Annotated in this window: 19 protein-coding genes; 6 read left to right on the top strand and 13 right to left on the bottom strand. The window is 41.2% G+C overall.

Translation table 11 applies throughout. The annotated features are described in order from the left end of the window. Positions 1 to 158: 158 nt before the first annotated feature. Entirely contained in the window at positions 159 to 2,426 is a 2,268-nt protein-coding gene (locus N475_RS11255) for an acyl-CoA dehydrogenase (protein ID WP_063357786.1), read from the top strand. A 9-nt stretch (positions 2,427 to 2,435) separates the two neighbouring features. Here the strand turns inward: N475_RS11255 and N475_RS11250 are convergent, their stop codons facing one another. The 4 genes from N475_RS11250 to N475_RS11235 form a co-directional block, all read right to left on the bottom strand. Next, entirely contained in the window at positions 2,436 to 2,876 is a 441-nt protein-coding gene (locus N475_RS11250; RefSeq protein ID WP_063357787.1) for a hypothetical protein, read from the bottom strand. Positions 2,877 to 3,102: 226 nt separating this feature from the next. Then, a complete protein-coding gene (locus N475_RS11245) occupies positions 3,103 to 5,445 on the bottom strand; it encodes an RCC1 domain-containing protein (RefSeq protein ID WP_063357788.1) in 2,343 nt (780 codons plus the stop codon). 199 nt (positions 5,446 to 5,644) lie between these two features. Next, positions 5,645 to 8,794, bottom strand: a complete 3,150-nt coding sequence (locus N475_RS11240; protein ID WP_063365301.1) for an efflux RND transporter permease subunit — start codon at positions 8,792 to 8,794, stop codon at positions 5,645 to 5,647. A gap of 6 nt (positions 8,795 to 8,800) precedes the next feature. Further along, the gene (locus tag N475_RS11235; RefSeq protein ID WP_063365300.1) at positions 8,801 to 9,976 is read right to left on the bottom strand and encodes an efflux RND transporter periplasmic adaptor subunit; all 1,176 of its coding nucleotides are present in this window, start codon (positions 9,974 to 9,976) and stop codon (positions 8,801 to 8,803) included. Positions 9,977 to 10,235: 259 nt separating this feature from the next. On the opposite strand from N475_RS11235, the gene N475_RS11230 reads away from it, so the two are divergent. Then, positions 10,236 to 10,466 carry a hypothetical protein gene (locus N475_RS11230; RefSeq protein WP_063357791.1) on the top strand — a complete coding sequence of 77 codons (231 nt, stop codon included), beginning with the start codon at positions 10,236 to 10,238 and terminating at the stop codon, positions 10,464 to 10,466. Positions 10,467 to 10,660: 194 nt separating this feature from the next. Continuing rightward, the gene (locus N475_RS11225) at positions 10,661 to 11,086 is read left to right on the top strand and encodes a response regulator (RefSeq protein WP_063357792.1); all 426 of its coding nucleotides are present in this window, start codon (positions 10,661 to 10,663) and stop codon (positions 11,084 to 11,086) included. A 51-nt stretch (positions 11,087 to 11,137) separates the two neighbouring features. Here N475_RS11225 and N475_RS11220 read toward each other — a convergent pair whose 3' ends face one another. Next, positions 11,138 to 11,389 (bottom strand): TIGR03643 family protein, encoded by a 252-nt coding sequence (locus tag N475_RS11220; RefSeq protein ID WP_063357793.1) that lies wholly within the window; start codon positions 11,387 to 11,389, stop codon positions 11,138 to 11,140. Between the two features lie 159 nt (positions 11,390 to 11,548). After that, positions 11,549 to 11,917, bottom strand: coding sequence for a HopJ type III effector protein (locus N475_RS11215; RefSeq protein ID WP_063365340.1), 369 nt, complete (start codon positions 11,915 to 11,917; stop codon positions 11,549 to 11,551). A gap of 246 nt (positions 11,918 to 12,163) precedes the next feature. On the opposite strand from N475_RS11215, the gene N475_RS11210 reads away from it, so the two are divergent. Both N475_RS11210 and N475_RS11205 read left to right on the top strand, forming a co-directional pair. Next, complete coding sequence (locus N475_RS11210; protein WP_405127470.1) at positions 12,164 to 13,465, top strand: hypothetical protein; 1,302 nt, start codon at positions 12,164 to 12,166, stop codon at positions 13,463 to 13,465. 131 nt (positions 13,466 to 13,596) lie between these two features. Further along, complete coding sequence (locus N475_RS11205) at positions 13,597 to 14,010, top strand: rhodanese-like domain-containing protein (RefSeq protein WP_063365299.1); 414 nt, start codon at positions 13,597 to 13,599, stop codon at positions 14,008 to 14,010. Between the two features lie 11 nt (positions 14,011 to 14,021). Here N475_RS11205 and N475_RS11200 read toward each other — a convergent pair whose 3' ends face one another. From N475_RS11200 to N475_RS11180, 5 genes are all read right to left on the bottom strand, one after another. Continuing rightward, positions 14,022 to 14,381 carry a glyoxalase superfamily protein gene (locus N475_RS11200; protein ID WP_063357797.1) on the bottom strand — a complete coding sequence of 120 codons (360 nt, stop codon included), beginning with the start codon at positions 14,379 to 14,381 and terminating at the stop codon, positions 14,022 to 14,024. Between the two features lie 105 nt (positions 14,382 to 14,486). Then, positions 14,487 to 16,193: a HEAT repeat domain-containing protein gene (locus N475_RS11195; protein WP_063365298.1), complete on the bottom strand. Its 1,707-nt coding sequence runs from the start codon at positions 16,191 to 16,193 to the stop codon at positions 14,487 to 14,489. Further along, positions 16,190 to 18,073 (bottom strand): hypothetical protein, encoded by a 1,884-nt coding sequence (locus N475_RS11190; protein ID WP_063365297.1) that lies wholly within the window; start codon positions 18,071 to 18,073, stop codon positions 16,190 to 16,192. Before N475_RS11190 ends, N475_RS11195 begins: the two co-directional genes overlap by 4 nt. A gap of 129 nt (positions 18,074 to 18,202) precedes the next feature. Next, positions 18,203 to 18,937 (bottom strand): sulfite exporter TauE/SafE family protein, encoded by a 735-nt coding sequence (locus tag N475_RS11185; protein ID WP_081215976.1) that lies wholly within the window; start codon positions 18,935 to 18,937, stop codon positions 18,203 to 18,205. 20 nt (positions 18,938 to 18,957) lie between these two features. Beyond that, on the bottom strand, positions 18,958 to 19,569 hold the full coding sequence (locus N475_RS11180; protein ID WP_063365296.1) for a LysE family translocator: 612 nt from the start codon (positions 19,567 to 19,569) through the stop codon (positions 18,958 to 18,960). A gap of 252 nt (positions 19,570 to 19,821) precedes the next feature. On the opposite strand from N475_RS11180, the gene N475_RS11175 reads away from it, so the two are divergent. Beyond that, positions 19,822 to 20,181 carry a hypothetical protein gene (locus N475_RS11175; protein WP_063365295.1) on the top strand — a complete coding sequence of 120 codons (360 nt, stop codon included), beginning with the start codon at positions 19,822 to 19,824 and terminating at the stop codon, positions 20,179 to 20,181. An 88-nt stretch (positions 20,182 to 20,269) separates the two neighbouring features. Here N475_RS11175 and N475_RS11170 read toward each other — a convergent pair whose 3' ends face one another. Beyond that, a complete protein-coding gene (locus N475_RS11170; protein WP_063365294.1) occupies positions 20,270 to 20,740 on the bottom strand; it encodes a GNAT family N-acetyltransferase in 471 nt (156 codons plus the stop codon). 86 nt (positions 20,741 to 20,826) lie between these two features. After that, entirely contained in the window at positions 20,827 to 21,489 is a 663-nt protein-coding gene (locus tag N475_RS11165) for a DNA alkylation repair protein (protein WP_063365293.1), read from the bottom strand.

The raw sequence follows: 21,489 nt of genomic DNA, 5'->3' as shown, positions 1-21,489 counted from the left end.
ATGTTACGTTACGTTTATTCAAACCGCAGTCAAATCAAAGATTATGCATTTAATTACAGTGATACCGTGTTATTTGTTGTTAGGTAAGCTTAGTGGTAGTTGAGTTAGCATGTTTTTCATCCATACTTACCTTAACGATAGGAAGGAGACAAACTCTCATGTGGTTAGTTTTATTAATAATTGTAGCTGTTTGGGTAATTTTTGGAGTTAAGGAGATACGCGTAAAGTGGGTATCTTTACCATTGTTTAACTATTTTAAGCGCGCATTACCAGAACTCTCAGATACAGAAAAAGAAGCAATGAAAGCGGGGGATACTTGGTGGGATGCAAGCCTTTTCAGTGGTAAACCAGATTGGAAAATGTGGCTACATAGCGGAAAACCAAGGCTCTCAGACGAAGAACAGGCCTTTGTAAACAACGAGCTAAAGTCGCTTATTGCGATGTTAGATGAGTCAAAAATTACTGCGCAGGGAGATTTACCTGAAGAAGTGTGGAAATATTTAAAAGAGCACGGGTTCTTTTCGATGATAATCCCAAAAAGCTTCGGAGGCAGGGAGTTCAGCGCACAAGCGAATTCGGTCATTGTATCGACAATTGCAACTCGCAGTCTCTCCACAGCCGTTACCGTCATGGTGCCAAATAGTCTAGGCCCAGCTGAATTACTCCTACACTTTGGCACGCAAGAGCAACAAAATTATTGGTTGCCTAAACTCGCAAGTGCTCAGGCATTGCCATGTTTTGCATTGACCTCCTTGCATGCAGGTTCCGATGCCGGTGGTATCACGGATTTTGCCACGGTGTGCAAACAAGAATTTGAGGGTCAAGAAACACTAGGTCTAAGTGTAACTTGGTCGAAAAGATACATTACACTAGCGCCCGTGGCCGATGTGTTAGGTCTTGCATTTAAGGTATACGACCCAGACCAGTTGCTGAGCGATAAGACAGAGCTTGGGATTACGTGTGCGCTGATCCCCACTCAACATAAAGGAGTTATTCATGGTGACCGCCATGACCCTATGGGGCTTGCCTTTATGAATGGTACCACGCAAGGTAAAGACGTTTTTATTCCATTGGATTGGGTCATTGGTGGCCAAGACGGCATTGGCATTGGATGGCGAATGTTAGTGTCGTGTTTGAGTGCAGGGCGTGGAATTTCTTTGCCAGCGTTGAGCGCAGGAACCGCTCAGCTATGTAGTCGCGCTACGTCTGCTTATAGCCAACTTCGCTATCAATTTAAGCAGCCAATTGGACAATTTGAAGGAGTGCAAAGCGCGTTAGCAAGAATATGTGGGTTGACCTATAGCATTGAAGCTGGTCGGGAGAATACCGCATTGGCCGTTGATTTAAATAAAAAGCCTTCGGTTATCACTGCAATTGCAAAGTATCACCTTACCGAGCAGTCTCGAGTTGTCATCAATGATGCTATGGACATTCATGGCGGCAAAGCAATTCAAAAAGGTCCACTCAATTATTTAGCCAATCACTACGCGGGTATGCCAATAAGCGTTACGGTAGAAGGGGCAAATATCCTAACTAGAAACTTAATGATATTTGGCCAAGGTGCTAGCCGCTGCCACCCATTTATTTTAAAAGAGATGGATGCAGTTCAAATCGAAGATACTGAACAGGGCTTAAAAGAATTTGATAAGTTGCTTGTATCCCATCTGATTCACTCTGGCACGAATTGCTTAAAAGCGCTGTTTAATGGATTAACGGCCGCGCGGTTTGTGAGCTCACCAGTTAGCGGTGATGTAGCGCGCTATTACCAATTACTCACTTGGTACAGTCAAGTCTTAGCTGTTATGAGTGATATTGCAATGCTGCGATTGGGTGGGGCACTTAAATACCGAGAAATGCAATCGGCGCGCTTAGGGGATATGCTCAGCCATTTATATTTGGCCTCCTGTGTATTGAAAAAATTCGAGGATGATGGTCATCAATGCGGAGACTTGCCACTTGTTCGAGCTGCTATGGCATATCATCTGTCAAGCTATAGTGAAGCGGCCAAAACATTTATCGAGAACTTTTTACCTAGGGGCTTGAGAAGTATCGTGAAACGGTTGGTATTTCCTTTGGGAACGCGAGCGTTCAGTGTCTCTGATGAAGAAGTGAAGTCATTGTGTGCCAGCGTATTTGAAAATAGCAATACGCGAAATCGTGTTAGTGCACTGTGTGATTGTGAGGGAATGGCTGGATTAGAAAAGCTAGAAAAAGCGCTATCTTTATCTCGAAATGTTAAAGTGGCTTATCATGATTTTTTACGTTGGCAAAGAAAGCAAACGGCGACTCTATACGACAAGGCCGTTTCTCAACAGTTGAATGAGGCATGCGAAGCAGGCGTGATTTCAGAAGGAGATAAACAGGCACTGGATGAATGGCTAAAAGTAAGAGATGAAGCGCTCAGCGTTGATGCAAAAAGCGCTTAGAATTTAGGCTTAGCGCGCATATGGGTCAGGGTTAATTTTGTCTACGTACCAATCGCCCTTACGATTTACCATTTGCACGCTACGCATATCGTCGACCTGATCACCATGCAGTTGGCCTGTAAATATTAAATTTACTTTCGCTTTTTTGCCGTACTGTTCACGGAGGCTTTTATTGGTCATGTCTAACTCGATAGTCACTTGATCATATTGCATATTTACAAGATTTCTAGTGAATTGCGAAGGCGTTCCATAAGAGCGCATAATGCGTGCAAGCCTAGGGGTTGCAAGCTTTAGGGCTGCATTCATATCTTTGCGGTTATACAGGGCGTCAAAGTACATTGTTGCGGCGTAGCCTGGGGTGTCTTTATCACCTCGACCCGCTTCTTCATTATTACCACACCCAGCTAAGAGCAACGTCGCCAGAGCGAAAATCAAAGAGAGATATTTCATTTTAAAAAAGAGTTGCCAATCACTTTCTCTAGTGTGTCTTCATTCGAATCATTTGTAAAGTTAACTAGTTAAAATAACCTAACTACATATTTTATCTTAATATAAATAGCTTATTCTTGAAAAGAATTAGAAGGAGTGGGCTTAAAATCACTAGATAAGAGTATTGCAACTCCCTTTTTAGGCACCAGTTGGGTGTTTTCCAAAAAGGGAGTTCGATTTGGCTTAATTAATCTTTCATAGGGCAGTTTAGAATGTTAGAGCCTTGCGTGCGGTAGCACAGCTCTCCGTCGTCTAAAACGATATTTTCAATATAATCGCCTGTACTTTGGAACACGACTTCATTGCCAGCATAGCATACCAAGCTGCCATCGCTAACAAGACAAGTATGAGTGTGATTCCCTAAGATTTGGTGCACCAGACCAGATTGTGCAATGAGTTGTTCTATTGAGGCTGCCGCGCTTCCCCAGCATTGCCAACTCGCATTAGCAAACTGTGCACATGCAGTATCGTAATTGACTGCATTTAGCTTAACAACATCTTCTAGCGTTGGAACTTGAGCAACTGGAGAATCGTTGAAGCCTGCGCAGTGTACGTCTCCAGCATTACCCAGCTGACAAGCATAGTAGCCTCGAGTGACTACTTGTTTAAGCTGATCTGGCTGGGTCTCAAAGTTTAAGAGACTGTTGCTACTGGTGCATTTTGAAAGTGCGGTATCTTCCACTGTACAGCGATAATGCTCACCTTCAACTTCCAAATTTTTTGCCAATGTGATTTGCGCACTATTTGTGACGAAAGTATCCGCCTCATCTCGAGTATATAGAGATAATCTCGCTTCATCATTCTGAGGTAAAATTTGTCTGTATTCTGTGAAGAGTGCAACATCATTTGAAACTTTTGATACACCACCACTATTGTCCCAAGCTGGGACGTAGTCAGTATTTCCCTCTAGGTGATTCAATTGCCCAAACAGGTAAAAATTTGAACCACTAACGTATGTTTCATTGACGCCTGCATAAGTTCTTAGTAACGAGTTGTATGATTCTGCATAAACTTTAATTTCTTTCTCTGCAAATCCTGCTTTGATAATCAAGTCAAATGCTCGAAAAGAGCTCGCTAAGTATTCGTTGTCTAGAACTTTGACAGTCGCAGTATTATTATCATGAGACACTTCTAATATGTCGTATGTATGCAAATTGGTGATAGCCACAATTCTGATATCATCAATGGGTACTGCGCTGGTTAGGTTGTAGTTGTGTGTAACCTCTCGTTTGGGGTAAATATCGAACCTTTGGTCTTTATTAATAATGTCGATAGTACCTCTAGTCGCCACAGTATTATGGAAAGTAAATGGCTGGGTTTCAGTGACGGACCCGCCTGATTTGTATTTTACGGTGTAACTGATATTGTGGAAGTTATTGTAGCTTTCAACTTCTGGTACTTGTATTGTTAATTTGCTGTTTTCTTTAGTGAGATATTGGTCATCAAATTGATTGTTTACAGACCACGTTACACTCTCTACATCAGAGAAGTCGGTTACATTACTTGTCACTACAACCGTTTGGCCAGAAGCTGCAACGTCATGAGAGCTAGTCAATGTGATAGGGTTTTGAGTCACTAGTTTCTTTACATTGACTTTAGTTGTTGCCGTTTCAGTTACACCTCCTTTCATAGTGACCTTTAGCGATAAATCAAAAGTAGTATCTTGCGCAACAACTGGTGCGACAAACTTGTAAACTTTATTACTACTTGTTTGCTCTGAAGGTTGTGGGCTTTGTTGCCACTGCCAAGAATAAGATTCTATTTCATCACTGTGCGCAATAATAGGGACTATGCTGGCCTCTTTGGCGCTTGAAACAGTTATTTGTTCAGGTAAAGAAACATTTAAAGTAGGGCCATCAGCAGGAGATACTTTCATTGTAGCAGAGCGAGTATGTGCGCCGTTGTCAGTTACAACTTTTAGCGTTACCTTAAACTCGGTTACCTCAGATACGTCTGGAAGCTCAATTTTTAGAGTCGACTCACCTTTATTATGAGTTGTTGAGCCAGAAGCTTCGTAACTAAGGTCGATACCCTCAAACTCCCACATGACATCTTGGATTTCAGTGTCCGTTTCAAATGTCGCATTGATTGTAGCTGTACTACCGCTACTAAACGCATAGCTATCTTCCATAACAATATTGGCACCTGCAATCACGGGGTACAGGGTAATGGAGTAAGTTTTTGTGACTGCAGGGTTTACGCCATCTGACACTTCACAGGTCAACGTAATATTTTGCTTCTCGGTAACGGTAGGGAATTTGACTATAGTTGTCGCCAAGGATGCTTGGTCGAATTGAACGCCTGTTAGAGAGCTTGACCAATTGACTGTCAGTTGATCATTGTCAGGGTCGTTAAAAGCGGTATTAAGAGTGATAGACTCAGCGGATATCGCCAGTGTGTTGCCGCTCAGAGTGACGGTAGGAGCTCTATTTTGAGTGGTAGGACGCTGATCATCGTTAGAAGATGAACCACTACCACCGCCGCATGCAGTTAAAAGTCCAACGAGTGAGGCCAAAAGTATTTTGCGCATTTTTATTCCTTAATCAATGCATTGTTTCACATTATCTATTTTATTAAATAGGAAGTGTTATCCTATTCCAAGCAATTTAGACTGGTTTATTTTAATGGTAACTTAATGAATAGGTTAATTTTCGTTCATTAATTGTAAGAAGTTGTATAATGAAAAAGCCCAGCGCATTTGGCCGGGCTTGGTCAGGAAGGGAGTTTACTTAATTTAAATTAGACTGGACTTGGCTTATGTCCTCAGTCTTTTTGCCAAATAGTTTTCTAGTTATACGTTTAGCGTCTTCTAACGCAACGTACTGGCAAGGAATTAATATCAATGTTATGACCGTTGCGAACAAAACACCAAAAGCAAGAGATACGGCCATCGGAATAACAATTTGTGCTTGCAAACTGGTTTCCATGATAATGGGCACCAAGCCAATGAAGGTGGTCAAAGAGGTCAATAAAATCGCACGGAATCTGCGACAACCCGCCTCTACAACCGCTTCTTTAATACTCAGCCCTGTTTCTCTGGCTTTATTGACAAAATCTACCATCACTAAAGAGTCATTTACCACAACCCCCGCAACAGCAATTATGCCAAAGAAAGACAATCCGCTCATTGTCATTCCAAGCACCATGTGGCCCAAAACGGCTCCTACTACACCAAAAGGTATTACAGACATAATCAGTAAAGGTTGAGTATACGAGCGCAGTGGAATCGCAAGCAGTGCAAAAATAATCATGAGTGATAAAGCGAAGTCGCGAAGTTGTTCGGCTACGCTGTCCATTTCTTCTTGAACTCGACCTGTGATACTACTTGTCACATCTGGGTAGTTTTCCAAGAGGCTAGGTAAGTATTCTTCGCCAATTTGCTCTGCAATTTTGAACGGTTCAGCTTTATCAGTATCTACAGATGCCCAAACATTAATCGTGCGCTTAGCATTCTCGCGACGGATACGGTTTACACCCTCCACGAGTTTGATATCAGCGACTTCAATTAGGGGGATTTCAGCGCCAGCTGGCGAGATAATACGCACGTCTTGGATATCGCTAATGGCGTTTCTATGCTCTTTTGGATAGCGAACCATCACTTTGATTTCTTCGCCATTACGCAAAATACGCTGAGCTTCAAGGCCGTAGTAACTAAAGTTTACTTGCGAAGCAACATCCGACAGTGTCAGACCCATACTGTAAGCCAATGGTTTCAGTTCTAGTCGAATTTCATCTGTTGCGGATTGCATAGAGTCATTCACATCACCAACACCTTCAACAGTTCTGAGTTTTGCTTTAAGTTTGGCCGCTACTTCTCTGAGGGTTTCTTTGTTTTTGCCCTCAAGTCTGAAGCTAATATCACCATCATCTCTGCCACCACCAAATACATTGTCTTCGATGTTAAAACTCTTAACTCCTGGTAGAGGAGGCATATTTTCGCGCCACATTTCACTGAGTTCAAATGTGTCAATAGGGCGCAAATGTGGCTCCACCAAAATTGCACGAATAGATGCGTTGGTGCGACCATTCATGTTTACTGAAAGGTTTTTGACCATCACTTGACCGTACTGGGCTTCCACTTGCTTCTCAACTTCCCAAACCATCTTTTCGATTTTATTGGTGGTTTCTAGGGTTGCTGATTCAGATGCTGATAGATTCATTTCAATGCGAATACTTGGGAAATCATGGGGGATTTTAGGATTCGCAACAAACTTGATGAAGCCACCAGCGAATAGTCCAGCACTGACAATCAGTATGCAAATAAAACCAACGATAACTGTATATCTGTAGTGTATACATTTGTCGATAAATGGTCTGTAGATGTTTTCAATAAAGTGCTTTAAGCCATTGTCCATTCCCGCTCTCAAGCGGTGGAGTGGGTTTTTAGGGTTGCTTGGCTTGTCTTTCATTGCGGCTAAGTGTGCAGGCAAAATGAGCTTTGATTCAATCAAAGAAAAGATCAAACAAAGTATGATGACTCCACCAATCGCTTTTGAAAATGCGGCTTCTGGGCCTGTCGAAAGGGTTTGAGGTAAAAATGCAGCAATGGTTGTCAATACACCAAATGTTGCCGGTACCGCGACGCGTTTAACACCACGAACAACGTTATCAAGACTATGGCCATGTTTTTCTATTTCTGCGTGAGCAGATTCTCCAACCACGATGGCATCGTCAACTACAATCCCCAGTACTAAAATGAAAGCAAACAGTGAAGCTAAGTTGATGGTAATGTCCATAAAGCCCATCGGCATCATTAAAAATGCACCTAGGAACGAGACAGGTAGGCCCATCATAACCCAAAAAGCGAGTCTCACTCTTAAAAACAGAGCAAGCATCAGCATTACCAAGATCCCACCGATAACCATGTTTTCGATCATCATGTTTAATCGGCCTTCAAGGTAGTACGTGAAATCTAAAAATGGTTCTAATTTCACGTTTTGAGGTAGCTGAGACTCTTTTTGTTTTAGGTAATCTTTGATGACACTGGCTACTTTAGTGATGTCTTGATCTTTTGATGCCATCACTTCATACAATAGTGAGTTTCTGCCATTGTATAAGGAGTACATCAAACCTTCTTCAAAGCCGTCTGAAATCTTAGCGACGTCACCTAAGCGAATTTGTGCTCCATCTTCCAGTGTAATAAGAGGTAATTGTTCAAACTCATGGCCTTTATATGCTTGGTTTTCTACCCGCATTGATATGTAGCCGTTATCGGAGCGAATTTGACCGGCTGACATATTGGCTGAAAAGCTTTGAACTGCGGCTGAAATATCACGAAATGTAAGGCCGTACTCGCGCAGTTTATCTGGGCTAACCTCAATGCCGATTTCATAGTCAAGACCACTATTAAAAGTCACTAAGTTAACACCCGGTAGGGCAAGCATTTCATCGTGGAGTGTGTTACCAAGCTTTTTCAGCTCTTTGAAATCCATGTCGCCATTGAGTGTCAGAAGCATCACATCTTGTTCATTTTTTTCATTGCGAACAATTGGGCGTTCCATGCCTGAAGGGAAGTTAGAAATAGCGTCTACCTGCATTTTAACTTCGTCAAGGACGTCTTTTGGCTCATACTGCTGATCCACTTCAATCCAAGTTTGTGAAAAGCCGCGGTTTGAATAGGTAATGAGTCGCTTGATCCCTTCAAGTCCTTCCATTGCCTCTTCAACTTTTATCGTGATCCCTTCTTCGACTTCTTGCGGCGCAGCGCCTGGGTAAACAGCTTGGATGCTCAGCCAGTAGTTTTTGTTTTGCGGAAATATTTGTTTCTGAATGGTGAAAGCTGTCAATAGGCCACCAACGAGTACAAAAATCATTAATAAGTTTGCTGCGACTGGGTTGCGTGCAAACCAAGCAATAATGCCTTTCTCTTGCGTCTCCATACGTCACTACTCCTCTTTCAATGCGAGCTGCGTTGAAGCTTGAGAGAGAGTATCGTCGTCAATTCGGAGTTGCATACCTTCCGTTGGATACTCAAGTGCAGAGGTAATTAAGCTCTGCCCTGATTCAAGGCCTTGATCTACAACAACTAAGCCATCATATTCTCTAACAATATTGAGTGGCTTGAAAGAGAGAGTTTTGTCATCATTCATGATTGCCACTTGTCCATCTCGAACTAAGTGATGTGGGATTTCTACTGCGTTTGAGATCAACTTACCCTTAATCTGAGCATTAAGGTAGGCACCAAATCGCAATGGCTTTTGTTCGTTATCATAGGGGCGTTCGACCTGAGCAACAAGGTATGTCATACGGCTTCGGCTATCAATCACACCCTCGCTACGGACTATTTTGCCTTGCCAATTAACCTCTTTACCAGCCACTTTCGCTGTGAGTGTAACAGCGGCGTCAATACCATTGTTGTTCAAATGCTGAAGTTCTGCATCCGCTACGGGTAATCTCACTTCTGCCACCGAGATTGCATTTAGCACGCCCACTGAACTCCCTTGATTAACTACGCTACCAAGGCTCAATGAACGAGTGTCAATAATTGCGTCATATGGCGCTTTTATATAAGTGCGTTCAAGATTACGTTTGGCACGTTTGACACTGGCTTGCGCGGCTTTAAAGCGAGCTAATTTTTCAGCAAGTTGAGGCTTGCGAAGGTAAAGCTCAGAAGGAATTGTTGAATTTGCGTTGTTCTTGATACGTTCCCATTCAGTTTTAGCAACATGTGCTTGAGCTTGTTCTATTTCAAGTGCAGAGCTTGCTTGTGCGAGGTTTGCCTCTGCATCTATTAACGCAGCTTCATAATCGTTGGGGTCTATACGTGCTAAAATAGCGCCCTGTTTAACAAATCCACCTTTGACGAATTCATCAGACAACTCGATAATTTGTCCACTAACCTGAGCGACTAATTGAGTACTGTACTTCGGTTTGACAATACCGTAAGAGCCGACAGACATTTGTAGTGAAGAAGTATTAATTGGAGCCACTTCAACAAGTGGGTGAATGATCTTTTCTGGTTTTTCTTGTGGAGGCGTTTGCATTGACGAAAATGCAATAGCACTGGCAATTCCTCCAAGTAATACTACACAGGGTAATATGATTTGTTTTTTACTAGCCACGATGTTAATTCCTTCCTGAATTGACAAATTTGATACGAGTATTAATACGACGTTCGCATCGGTTACACAGAATAATACGCCAATAGATATTTCTATGTGTTTTGATCTCATATCAATATGTAACAAACCATTGCGACCTTTGTCACAAATTTACAATTTGTGGTTAAAGTTGCTTAAAACTTAATAAAAAGAGGCTTTTTTACATACAGAGAGCGTGATAGTCCGTATAATTTGTAGTTTTATCCAATGAGGGGTGGTGATGGATTGTAGATTGGGTTGTGGCGCATGCTGCATTGCGCCAAGTATTAGTTCTTTGAACAAAGCTGCCAATGTGCGTTGTAAATATTTAAATCAAGACAATTTATGCTCTATATTTGACAAACCGGAGCGTCCGAAAGTATGTAGTGATTTTAAAGCGGACAAAGACACATGTGGTACCAGTAACGAGCAAGCTATGGCAAATTTGATTTACCTTGAAGCGGTTACTTGAACGCTAGAAAAAAGCTATTTTCAGCATCAAATTTTATTACAGAACGTTGCTAAGATGTAGATATTTATTTGTACATTAAGCGCTCTTGACTAGACTAAGTATAGCAGAGTTAACTATCGAAAATACCTAACCTTATGTTTATTATTTAAATTTTCGTTAGTATGTTGGCGAGTAGCCGAATAAGGAAAGTGCAGATGAACGAATACACAATAATGCTAATAGATGATGATGAAGTTGACAGGTATTTGCTCAAAAGGGCGCTTAAGAGTGCAGGGTATGTCAGTTATATCTTTGAAGCTGACAATGGACAAGCAGCCATCGATTTTTTGTCAAACTACGAAGACAATGCAAAACTATACCCCGAAAAATTTCCTCCAATCATTATTTTCCTCGATATTAATATGCCTCTGATGAACGGTTTTGAATTCTTAGAGGCGTTTGTCAAGTTGCGCACCTGTACCCGAGTGTTTGATAATTCGATGTTGGCCTTATACACATCTTCAAAATGTGAAGAAGACAAACAAAAAGTGCAAGGTTACGATTTCGTTAAAGGGTACTTAATAAAAGAAAATTTAACCGCTCAAAACTTAAAGAGAACCATAGAGAGCTGCACGATATAAGGTAAGGAAGAAAGCAATTTACTGTGGTTGCCATACAACTTGAAGTAACGCCTACCTGTGCTTGTATTGTGTTTTACAATAACCTCGAACTACATCTTTTGAGCGCATATGTAAGTGTTTGGTCTTTCGAGCAGAGACACGAGCTCTCCAATTTTTAAAGCTGCGAGGTTTGAGGCTTTTACGCATGAGCTTAATTACTTCTTGCTCATCTAAACCAAATAAGGTGTAAATAGCTTCAAACGGCGTTCTATCTTCCCATGCCATCTCTATTATTCGTGATGTTTCGTCTTCTCTAAATTGCATCTTTATATTAGCTCATTCATGTAACTTGGGTTTGTTGTACGCAGACAGAAGTCGTTTGGATTAGTGTATCCAGTGAGAAAAATCAACCGAAGAAGTGGCTAAATTTAATAATAGGTGCATCAGCTATCTGTATTATAAACAGTGTACACCTATAAATTGCTACTTTTCAGAAAGAGGCGGCTGAGAGAACGATACGCCTTGCCAGCCATACTTGATAAAGTTGCGGATGTTGGCGTGATCTATACCGTCTGGGTTTTGCAGTACATCTTTTCTGTAATAGCGGCCAAAGCAATTGAGGGTTTCATTGGGCGACAAGCCGTGAATCTTTGCAAATGCTAAAATCTTGCATGAGCTGAGGTTGGTTCCTGCCTCATTTTTTTGTTCACCATTTTCAAAAGCGCATGGGGCAAATGAGTAGTGCGAATCTATCACCGCGATGGTGTGATCAAACTCTACGCTCTCACTGTCACAGCTTAATCGCTCTAAAAATTCTGTAATACTTTCACAATGTTGGGGGTTATTTGTCATTGAAACTACTTCTGAGTTAAAAAATGTCATTATGGCGAATTGAAACGAAGTTTCATAGTACAAATTTGGTACAAACAGCGCGGTATTTGCTGACATAACCCGATGTTAGCAAAGGATTTGTGTTATAATTACAGGGTGTTAAACATTGGAGGTACATTATTCGAGTGAGTAAAGCGAAACTAAGCCAAGACGAAAGCCTATCTTTTAAAATCAATTACCAGCTCCTGCCTAAAGAGACAAATCAACTTGACCTGTATTTCTCGATACCAACTTGACCTGTATTTCTCGATACCAACTGACATGGGGATCAATGCAAATACATTGAATGAAGTCGATTATTTCAATGCAAATATCAAAAGCCATAGCGCTTACTATTCTGAGCAGTTGCACTTACCATTAGTACGTAGTCGTTTTATTAGCCAAAGTAAGGGGCAAAAAAGCGACTACCGTGTCAATTTGAATTTATTTTGCTATCAAATTCGAATTGCTTTGGAAGCAGATGTCAAAGACACTCTCAAACTTAAGCAGGCCGAAGAGTTTTACCCCAAAGCCATAGAATTAGTAGAGCAGTCTGCCAAATTGTTAGTAAAGTTGAGGCGCTATACGCCACCGGATAATAAACTAAAATCCTATTTTCAAAATGCGGACAACTATCTTAGCTGGCACACTGAACAGGCATTTTTGAAATTGCTAGCAAGAGGGCCTAAATCCAGTGATTTTAGCCGAGAGAGAGGTGCCGTAATTGATTTTTGCAAACAAGAAAGTGAATACAGAGAAAAGCTTAGTTACAACTCACAGGTTACATTAGAAGACCCAAATCGTATTACCAATAAAATGCGTCTACTCGAAAGGCTAATCGAGTACGGCGTGGTTTTTAATAAAGAAACAACAAATTTAGGGGCGAACCTCAAAAGAATGGCCAGAGGTGCAGTCACAGCAGTAATTATGGCGTTTGTTATGTATTTAGTACTCAATGCTCGCTCTAATTTTGAAGAAATCACCATTGCACTTATTGCGTTATTAGGGGTTATTTATGGGTTGAGGGAGACTTTCAAAGACGATTTAACCCAGTGGGCGTGGCGCCAAGTACAAAAAGGCAGACCAAAGTGGCGTAATAAGTTTAAAAACTCAGTGAATGACGCGACAGTATGCACGCAAATGATTTGGTTAGAGCACATCAAGAAAAAAGAGATACCAGAAGACGTCGACAAACTACTAAAAAAGCGTGGGAGACAAAATCGCCAAGAGGCTAATTTTCTGCATTTTTGTGCCAAAAACCAAGTTCATGTGGATGAGTTTTTACCAGGTTATGAAGAAGTACAGCAACGCATCACCTTTAATATGAGTTCGTTCGCACGATATTTGAAAAAGGGGGCGGGTAAGCTTTATAGCCTTGAAGGGCATAAAGTTTCTAAAAACTCGGTAGAGCGACGGTATCAAATTAACTTGGTTATGCGCTTTAAGACAAAAGATGAAGTACAACTTGAACGCTATAAGTTGACAATGAACCGCTCTGAAATCGTGGCCATTGAACAGATGAAAGATTAGTTGGGGGACTTTTAGATTAGCGCCAGTAACACAGCGTTAAGCATCTCTGAACACTGTGTTCAAAACTTATGAATTCCTTAATTAGCAACCACTTAGTATATTACCGAGCAGATTAAATAAGGAGTAAATTCATGTCCAATGTCAGTCACTTTTTAGAGCACAACGCGCAAAAGTCGGTGCAGTATTTTACGCATAAACTTGCATGTGAAACCGATTGTTCAGATGTTTATGCAGATATTAAATCTGGTGATAACAATTTTGTACTGCTTGATGTTCGTTCAAACGAAGCATTCAATAAAAGCCATGCAATCACTGCAATCAATATTCCCCATATTGAAATAACGCAAACGCGTATGGCGCAGTTTCATAAAGATACTTTATTTGTCGTTTATTGCTGGGGGCCTGGGTGTAATGGCGCAAGTAAAGCCGCACAAAAACTGTCAGCTTTAGGTTATCTGGTTAAAGAAATGATAGGCGGTATTCATTACTGGGAAGACTTTGAGCGTTACCCAGTGAACAGATGTATTGATGAAGCGCAAAAATGACAATGTACTCGTTAACTCGTTTGAGTGAAGATTAGTTTATTGCCAAAGGGGTCTGAGATTGGCATTTCTAACCCCCAGGGCATTTCGTTGATGCCTGGCCTTGCATGTTTAAATTGTTTAGCAGACAACAGGTTTTGATATTGTGTCAGGTTTTCAATTTCAACTCTTAGGGTTGTTCCGGGGCTAGCATCACCATAGTGCTCTGACAGGTGGATAATGCAATTTCCCTTCGATATTTGTGCATACAAAGGCGCGTTTTGCCCCAATCTATGTTCCCAATCCAGATCAAACTCTAGAAAATCAATATAAAAAGATTTTGCTTGTTGTTCACTGAAAGAGCGCAGGATTGGTACTGGAGCTAGAAAGTGCATAGTTTACTCGACTATTGGTATTGCTTCGTACGTTAAAAGTTGCATGCAACTTTGGCGTGTACAACTAATACAGCCACCTGTTAGACGATGGCTGCATTGGTAAATTTAATTTTGCGCCGAGCTGTCTTGGTTGTGGATTAATTCAACGATGGCTTGAAAGTTCCTTTTAGAAGTTTCAGATCGCAGTGCTGATTTAAGCATTTTCTTGATGCCTGCTTGGTCGTTTTGAGTGGCCAAAGTTTTGATAGCTGCATAGCGGTGCTCTTCATCTAGATTGTTAACCGCGATAGCAAGGACAGCATCACTCGCAGCTGGTTTAAGCTGGTAATTTGCGAGTGCACCGAGTAGCGCCACCTGATTGTTATGTGTGGGCTTTGCCAGTTGTTTTTCTAAGCTTTCATATGCTTGAGTAGTTTTCAGCATACCTAAAGCACGAAAAGAGGCTTTTTGTACACTCCTATTGCTATCGTTAACGAAGCTGTCGATTTGTTCAAAGTGCTGTTCATTACGACTGTTGCCAAGCCCTGTGATTAATGCAGATTGAGTCCTGTTATCCGTTTCAATGGATAGTTGCTCTGACAGTGCGTCGTGCAATTTTTGGGCTTGCTGATTGGGCTGACGGCCATTTAACATTGCACCTATGGTCATATAAAAACTACTCGTTACTTCAGAATCAAGGCTGCTAAAGCCCGTTTCAATTTGTTCTTTGAGTAATGATGATAACTCTGGGCTAAATGGGTTACGACCCTGAGATAATGCTCTCAAGGCACGAAACTGCATGAGTGGATCTTTCTCTGCCTCTATTAATAAGCGTCCCAGTAGCAACTGGCTATTCGCACTGTCTAACTGGCCTAGGCCGTTAAATAGGCGCATTTGCGCACTATCTGAGAGTTGCTGCTTTAAAAATACATCACTTAAAGTGCCTATAACAGCATCAAATTGCGCAAGTTGCTTCGCCAAGTTATAGGCGGGGGTTTGGGTCAGATCATTTTCAAGTACAAATTGTTGAAGTGATCGCGCCAACTGCGCTAACACCTCTTCGCTGAGAGATTTATTGTTTGTTGGCCAGCTCGATAAGTCATTAGGAAGAGAAAATAAACTAGAAGGGTATGCCTGTTTAGCAGGAGCAAATTGATATCGCTGTTTGGTTTTCAAGTTTAAGCTTTGCGATTTGCCGCTAAATAACAATGTTTCTTGGCCTTGGCGCAAGCTAAAGAAACACGTATTAGGTGTAACTTCATGGCCTGAAGAGGCGATTTTAATAGTTTGCAAAGCTTCTTGTTTAGCGTTATGCAATTGGTACGCTTGTTTATTGAGTTGAATTTTATCGTTTTCAAAAATATATGTCGCTGTATATTGGCCAAGCGTATCTTGTTCCAACTTCAATTGAGTTTCAGGGTTGCGTTGAAATTGAAAATAGTACGCAAGCCCTTTTAGTTGATCCTGTGCCTGTTTACTGAGTTGTGTCGGAAACCAAAAATCGCTAATTAACCCTTGTGGGGTTAATTTAAAAGCGAATGGCAAGGTATAACTTTCTAACTCAGAGGCAAATTGGCCACTTCCTGCGCGCACATTATCCGCTTTGAGAGCCCACCAACCATTTTCATCGTTGTGCTCAGCCTCTTTAATTGTGATTAGTCCAAAGAGCCTAATGTGTGTTTGCTGCCCCTGACTTTTAATTTGGTCGTAATTGAAAGTAGTGCGAGTATCAATGTAAAAGTCATACTGTGTAGCGCAAGATGCTTGGGTATACTGAGAATTAGCCAGTGCACTTAGTGCACCGACTAAAATCACTTTGTTAAGCGTTATCATAGATTGATATCGCCTTCTTTGGAGTAAATTGTCCAAGATTTGTCGAACACGCTGTTGGTTTGATATAACCACAGATCATAGCGAGTTGTTTTCTTTCCGCAAGGATATGGAATCCCCCATTTTTTACACCACTTAACACCGTAAGTTTCTGCGTACAAACCGAATTTACCGGAGATAACATCCAGGTCGTTCTTCAATTCAATACCATAGTATATGTGAGGGTTAGTATTGTCATTGGTAAGCAGTGCAAACCCTGCATTTGACTCCATCGCAAAGGTATTGTCGATCAGTGTCAAGATGGCTTGAACGCCAGCAGAGGCAACAAGTAAATTTACGCCGCCACGTCCAAATGCGCCAAAGTCAACATGGAATAGGTCGCCTTCAGCGTATAACTCTGCGTTATAGCCTACTGTCAATTCGAAGCCTAAGTTACCGGTTACACCCGCTTCAACTTTAATCGGAATAGGGCCTACAGTAAAAGTTGCTTGTGCAATTACTTTGTCCTCTTCCCATTTCTTTTCCCAAGACTTCTCATATTTTGCCGTGAACTTCTCATCTTCAAAAACAACATTGTTGAAGATAATCATTTCAGATTCATAACCCGTATTTAGGCCACTAATATAGGCACTTCCGTTATATGAGATGCTAAATAGCGTATTTTTAGCATTGAAGAAATATGCCTCTACGGTGCCTTCACCAGTGATGCGGCCACCCGGGTCGCCAGTAGGCACAATAAATAGCTGACCTTGTAAGTCTACACCCACGCTAAATTTAGATTTATTGCCGTATGATTTATTGAACTCACTAGAAAAGTTTATGTTGGCAAGACCTACAGCTGCGGGCGCAATAGCGGATTCGTTAATACGAGCTTGTCTGGCTGGGCGCTCTTGCGGTGCGTCAGCTTGTTCGAAAAAGTAAAGAGGGATGGACGTTAGGATCTCATTATTATCTGTTCTAGTTTCAGCGTCTTTTGCTGCGTCGATCAATGTAAAGCGCAGCTCCAGTTGATTGTCACTTTGTGCATTGTAATGAGTGTAAAGCTGTTGCAGTAACTCAGGTTCTAGTGCTATGTCAAAGCCGATGTGCTCATCGTGCAGCTCTGCGGTGAATTCATGTGCAAGCGTGTCTGTATACTGATTACTTTGTGCATCCCAAAAGTGTGTTTCGACCCAGTTGCCAGCAACCATTACTTCAGCTTTAATGTGCGAAAGCCCTAAGTTACCACCTTCGTAATCAGCTTCTAAATAACCAATAAGATCCGAGTGATGTTCACTTGCGCCATTGTCAACACTAGGCGCATCTAAGATAAGTGCAGATTGGCCAAAAGCAGCACTTAATAGTTTGTAGTCATGATCTTCCTGTTCTCTAACCACGATATCTGCGTGTGGGAACTCACCATCTAGGTGCGGCTCATGGTCAACAGAAGGGTGGTTATCTTCTTCGATATCCTCTACATGCAAGTCATTTGGATCAATTTGCGCAATGATATGGTAGTTACCGCCTTCAAGCACGTTTGGTAGTTGCAAGTCAATTTCATGTTCAGAAGTGCCTTCTGTAAGTGCCGCAAGTTCGACAACCGCAATTTGCTGAATATCTTCAATCGCAGCTTCCTGTTCACTGCTGACGTCAAGTTCATCCGAGTGCATTAGATAGAAATGAACTTCTACATCAACATTGTTAAAACCCGTAACATCAACGGTATAGTAGGTTTTTACTGTGTCTGATGGTTCCAGAGTATCCAAAGGTCCTGTAGAAATTGCTGTAATTTCTAAGTTGCTTTTTACTTCAGGAACTGGTGAAACGGTGAGCGTATCATTGTCGCCAAATTGACACCCTGTCAAAGCAGCTAAGCTCAGGAGGGCCGTAGTGATTATGCGCATGTTGATTCTCTATCTTATTTAACTATTTAGTATTATAAGCGAGGAATATGGAGCGAGTGTGGAGTGGTTTTTAGAGACCTTAGTACTAATTATTGAGTTAAAAGTACAAAGTGGTGGACCTTAACTTCATTAGCTAGCAACTAGCGTACCCCTCACAACAGAATAAATCATGTTAATGGCGAGCAACGTGAGTAGCCATTTAATTATAAATATAACTGTGTCATTGTGAGTTTTGAGTCTTAGTTTTGTGCCAATAAAGGACCCTGCAATGGAGCTAAACACCATTACGGCGACTAACCCAGCGGATTGCCATATTAAATGCGTAATCAACATAAAAATGGGCACTTTTGCCAGATGGCTAATGGTCATAAATACGGCACTGGTTGCAATGACCTCGTCTTTGGATTTCAAATTTTTAGTCAAAATAGATAAAGACAAAGGGCCAGTTGCACCGACAATTAACCCCAATCCAGTTTGTAATATGCCGATAAGGTAATAGTTTTCGAATTGGCTAATAAATCTGGTGAATGGTTGATACCACAAGTTGAGAAGTAAGTAGGTACCAATGGCGAACGGAATAAATGTTGTGGGCACACTATATAGCAGGAGTCCAAATAGTAGGGCGCCGATAATAGAGCCAGCTAAAAAGGGGGTGAGCAATTGCCACTTCACATATTTATAAGAAAAGGCTGCACGAGATACGTTACTGGCAAGTTGGGTGACTCCATGGATTGGGATCACCAGTGCAGGAGGGAGAAATATAGGCAAAATTGCGATTAGTAACATTCCGCCACCAAAACCAATAATGGCAGCAATCATAGATGTACTAAATGCGGCTATTCCGAGGATCAGCTCTATGGGCAACTTTCTCTCCTTCGTATATATTACGTCCTTAGTGCAACCGCAATTCCTGACGCTGAAAGTAAACTGCCTGCGAGCTTGTTAAAAATACCCAGCCGGTTAGGGTTAGAAACGAATACGCGAGCTTTGGCTGACAAGTATGCATAACCTAAATTAACAGAACTAAATGCCAGTGTTGCACATGTAAAAATCCCTAAAATGTCTGATGGCGTAATGTTTTGAAAGTCGACAAAAGCGGGAAATAGCGCAACGTAAAAGATGATTGCTTTTGGGTTACTCATAGTTAATAAAAAACCCGCCAAAATGTCATAACGATGTGTTTTTGGCTGTTCTGTATGGTTTGGTAGCTCTGGCTTTGATAAGAATAGGTTTATCCCCATCCATACTAAGTAGGCTGCACATAGATATTTGATAATCGCAAATGCACTACCCATAGTTTCGGCAATAAATGAGAGTCCCGAAACCGCCAATAAAATAAATACGTAGTCAGCAACGACTAATCCTAAAGTCATACTCGCCCCGCGACGGAATCCACCCGAAAGAGAGGTTGTGGTGATGGCAAATACTGCTGGACCGGGAATAATGCCCACTACAAACATAGCGCTAAATAATGCAATATAACTCTCAAGACTCACGGTAACCTCCATTTATAGTTGCGATTTCGTATGGTATCACAGCTTAGTTACCAAGATGATGAGTAAATATACCAAGCAGGTAAACAATTTTGCCTAATTGGGCTGCATCACGCAGTGGGTTCTTATTGCCTTTAATAGAGCAACGGTCACAAATTTCGCAAGTAATTGGAGAATGTCTAAAAAGTTAAATAATAGGCTATCGCTTTTAAGAAGTAGGTAGTTGAGCGTTACAATTAATTAAGGAGATATGTCATGGTTATGACAGCGGCGATAGAAAAACAATTATCCACCAACGCAGCTCGAATGCTATATACATTGAGAGATGCTAATTGGGAAGTCTTAGTAGTCGAACAGGATTTTTCCGACTGGGACTTGTACCAAAAGTGGGAAATTGCTTCCGCTCGGGAGAATAAAGGGTTTGTTCTTGTATTATGGTTTTTCAAACATGAAGGAAAATTTGATGGAATGGACAGGGTAATTGTATCTGGAATTGGTGATAAAAAGCCCTCTGCTTATGATACTAGTACTGTTTTAGATCTTGATGGAAACCAGTTTGATAAGCTATTAGATACATTTATGGATGCTTTACATTCCTTGAGAATCGCCAGTTAACAGTGCGCCCATAATTGTAGGTCGCAACTTAACAGGCAGACCTACGAACGAGTATTTAAATAATTGAAAATAGTCACCAAACGACAGGCTAATAACACCTTCCTCTCATAATATAATTTGGTCCTGCTGGGCTACCTAAATATTTTTCATTGGTATCTTCAAAACCTGCTTTTCTATAACACTCATATGCGGCTTTGTTTCGGCAATTGACGGTTAAAACTATCTCTTTATAGTTGGGGTAGCTCGATGCTACATAAGGAAATAATGCTTTAACAGCCTGTTTGCCATACCCTTTCCCTTGCTGTTTTTTGTCTATCACGAATGCCCGTATCCCGACTGCACTTTCAGGGCAAAAATCGTATTTTCTTGCGTATGCCAAATCGAGTTTGAAATACCCAATAATCTCTTCTCCACTTTTGATCACATGCAGATGAGTTGTGTCTGATGCATCATTCAAAAACTCGTCTACGGTTCCTGCGAATTCAATTTGATCTTCATTGAGGTGGATGTGCTGTATTTGTTTAATATCAGTCTCAAAGAGCTTTGTTATTGTTATCATACATTGCTCAGGTTTTGTTATAAAGTAACAAAACTATAATTTAATTCGCAAATAAATACCATTATAATTAGTAATACTAGTAACGCTTACAATAACATAAGCTCGTTTCGCACATGCTTGTCCAATTTTTCTAAGGCATATCTAAATGCGATTCTTGGCATTGTTTGGTGTCGATTTTTTAAATATGAGATCACCTCTTCGGGGGCATGCTTTGATAATACCTTTAGTGCCCACCCATAACCTTTTTGGACCAAATCATGTCGGTCAAACATCAAGAGTTCGGATGCCTGTATTACAGCATCAATAGGGCAACTATTTTTATTAAGTGGGTAAATTAGAACGACGGCAATGGCGCGTCTTACCGCAAAGTTTGGGTGATTAGTCCACGAGTGTGTTTTGATAATTAAGTCGTTGTATTGCGCAATTAGCTCCCCAAATGCGTGGGTACAAAAATCATCGCAGTCATACCAATCCGTGACGTATTCAAATAGCCAATGTTCGAAAATGTCAAAGGTATCGCGGGTATACTGTTTCTTAACTCTAAACGCCCAATCAAAGGCAATGAGACTAAAGGGCCAATCACGCTGTGACAACAAAGCTTCACATTGCTTAAATACAAAGCCAATATCGTATCCATTTAGCTGTTTGTATTGCTCAGAAGATATTTGTCTAATTTGAGCTGTTTTTAACTTCTCAGCAGGATAGCCAATGTCAGTCAAAGCACTAGCTACGGTTTCTATAATATTCAT

The sequence above is a fragment of the Pseudoalteromonas luteoviolacea DSM 6061 genome (genome assembly GCF_001625655.1).
Lineage (GTDB): Bacteria > Pseudomonadota > Gammaproteobacteria > Enterobacterales > Alteromonadaceae > Pseudoalteromonas > Pseudoalteromonas luteoviolacea.
The sequence above is the reverse complement of the archived record's forward strand: the minus strand, read 5'-3'. Positions and strand labels throughout refer to the sequence as shown.

Coding starts and splice junctions, on each gene's coding strand:
- N475_RS11170 (WP_063365294.1), bottom strand. CDS start 20,740: ATGATAACAATAACAAAGCTCTTTGAGACTGATATTAAACAAATACAG.
- N475_RS11205 (WP_063365299.1), top strand. CDS start 13,597: ATGTCCAATGTCAGTCACTTTTTAGAGCACAACGCGCAAAAGTCGGTG.
- N475_RS11240 (WP_063365301.1), bottom strand. CDS start 8,794: ATGGAGACGCAAGAGAAAGGCATTATTGCTTGGTTTGCACGCAACCCA.
- N475_RS11165 (WP_063365293.1), bottom strand. CDS start 21,489: ATGAATATTATAGAAACCGTAGCTAGTGCTTTGACTGACATTGGCTAT.
- N475_RS11175 (WP_063365295.1), top strand. CDS start 19,822: ATGGTTATGACAGCGGCGATAGAAAAACAATTATCCACCAACGCAGCT.
- N475_RS11225 (WP_063357792.1), top strand. CDS start 10,661: ATGAACGAATACACAATAATGCTAATAGATGATGATGAAGTTGACAGG.
- N475_RS11200 (WP_063357797.1), bottom strand. CDS start 14,381: ATGCACTTTCTAGCTCCAGTACCAATCCTGCGCTCTTTCAGTGAACAA.
- N475_RS11195 (WP_063365298.1), bottom strand. CDS start 16,193: ATGATAACGCTTAACAAAGTGATTTTAGTCGGTGCACTAAGTGCACTG.
- N475_RS11230 (WP_063357791.1), top strand. CDS start 10,236: ATGGATTGTAGATTGGGTTGTGGCGCATGCTGCATTGCGCCAAGTATT.
- N475_RS11220 (WP_063357793.1), bottom strand. CDS start 11,389: ATGCAATTTAGAGAAGACGAAACATCACGAATAATAGAGATGGCATGG.
- N475_RS11245 (WP_063357788.1), bottom strand. CDS start 5,445: ATGCGCAAAATACTTTTGGCCTCACTCGTTGGACTTTTAACTGCATGC.
- N475_RS11255 (WP_063357786.1), top strand. CDS start 159: ATGTGGTTAGTTTTATTAATAATTGTAGCTGTTTGGGTAATTTTTGGA.
- N475_RS11190 (WP_063365297.1), bottom strand. CDS start 18,073: ATGCGCATAATCACTACGGCCCTCCTGAGCTTAGCTGCTTTGACAGGG.
- N475_RS11250 (WP_063357787.1), bottom strand. CDS start 2,876: ATGAAATATCTCTCTTTGATTTTCGCTCTGGCGACGTTGCTCTTAGCT.
- N475_RS11215 (WP_063365340.1), bottom strand. CDS start 11,917: ATGACAAATAACCCCCAACATTGTGAAAGTATTACAGAATTTTTAGAG.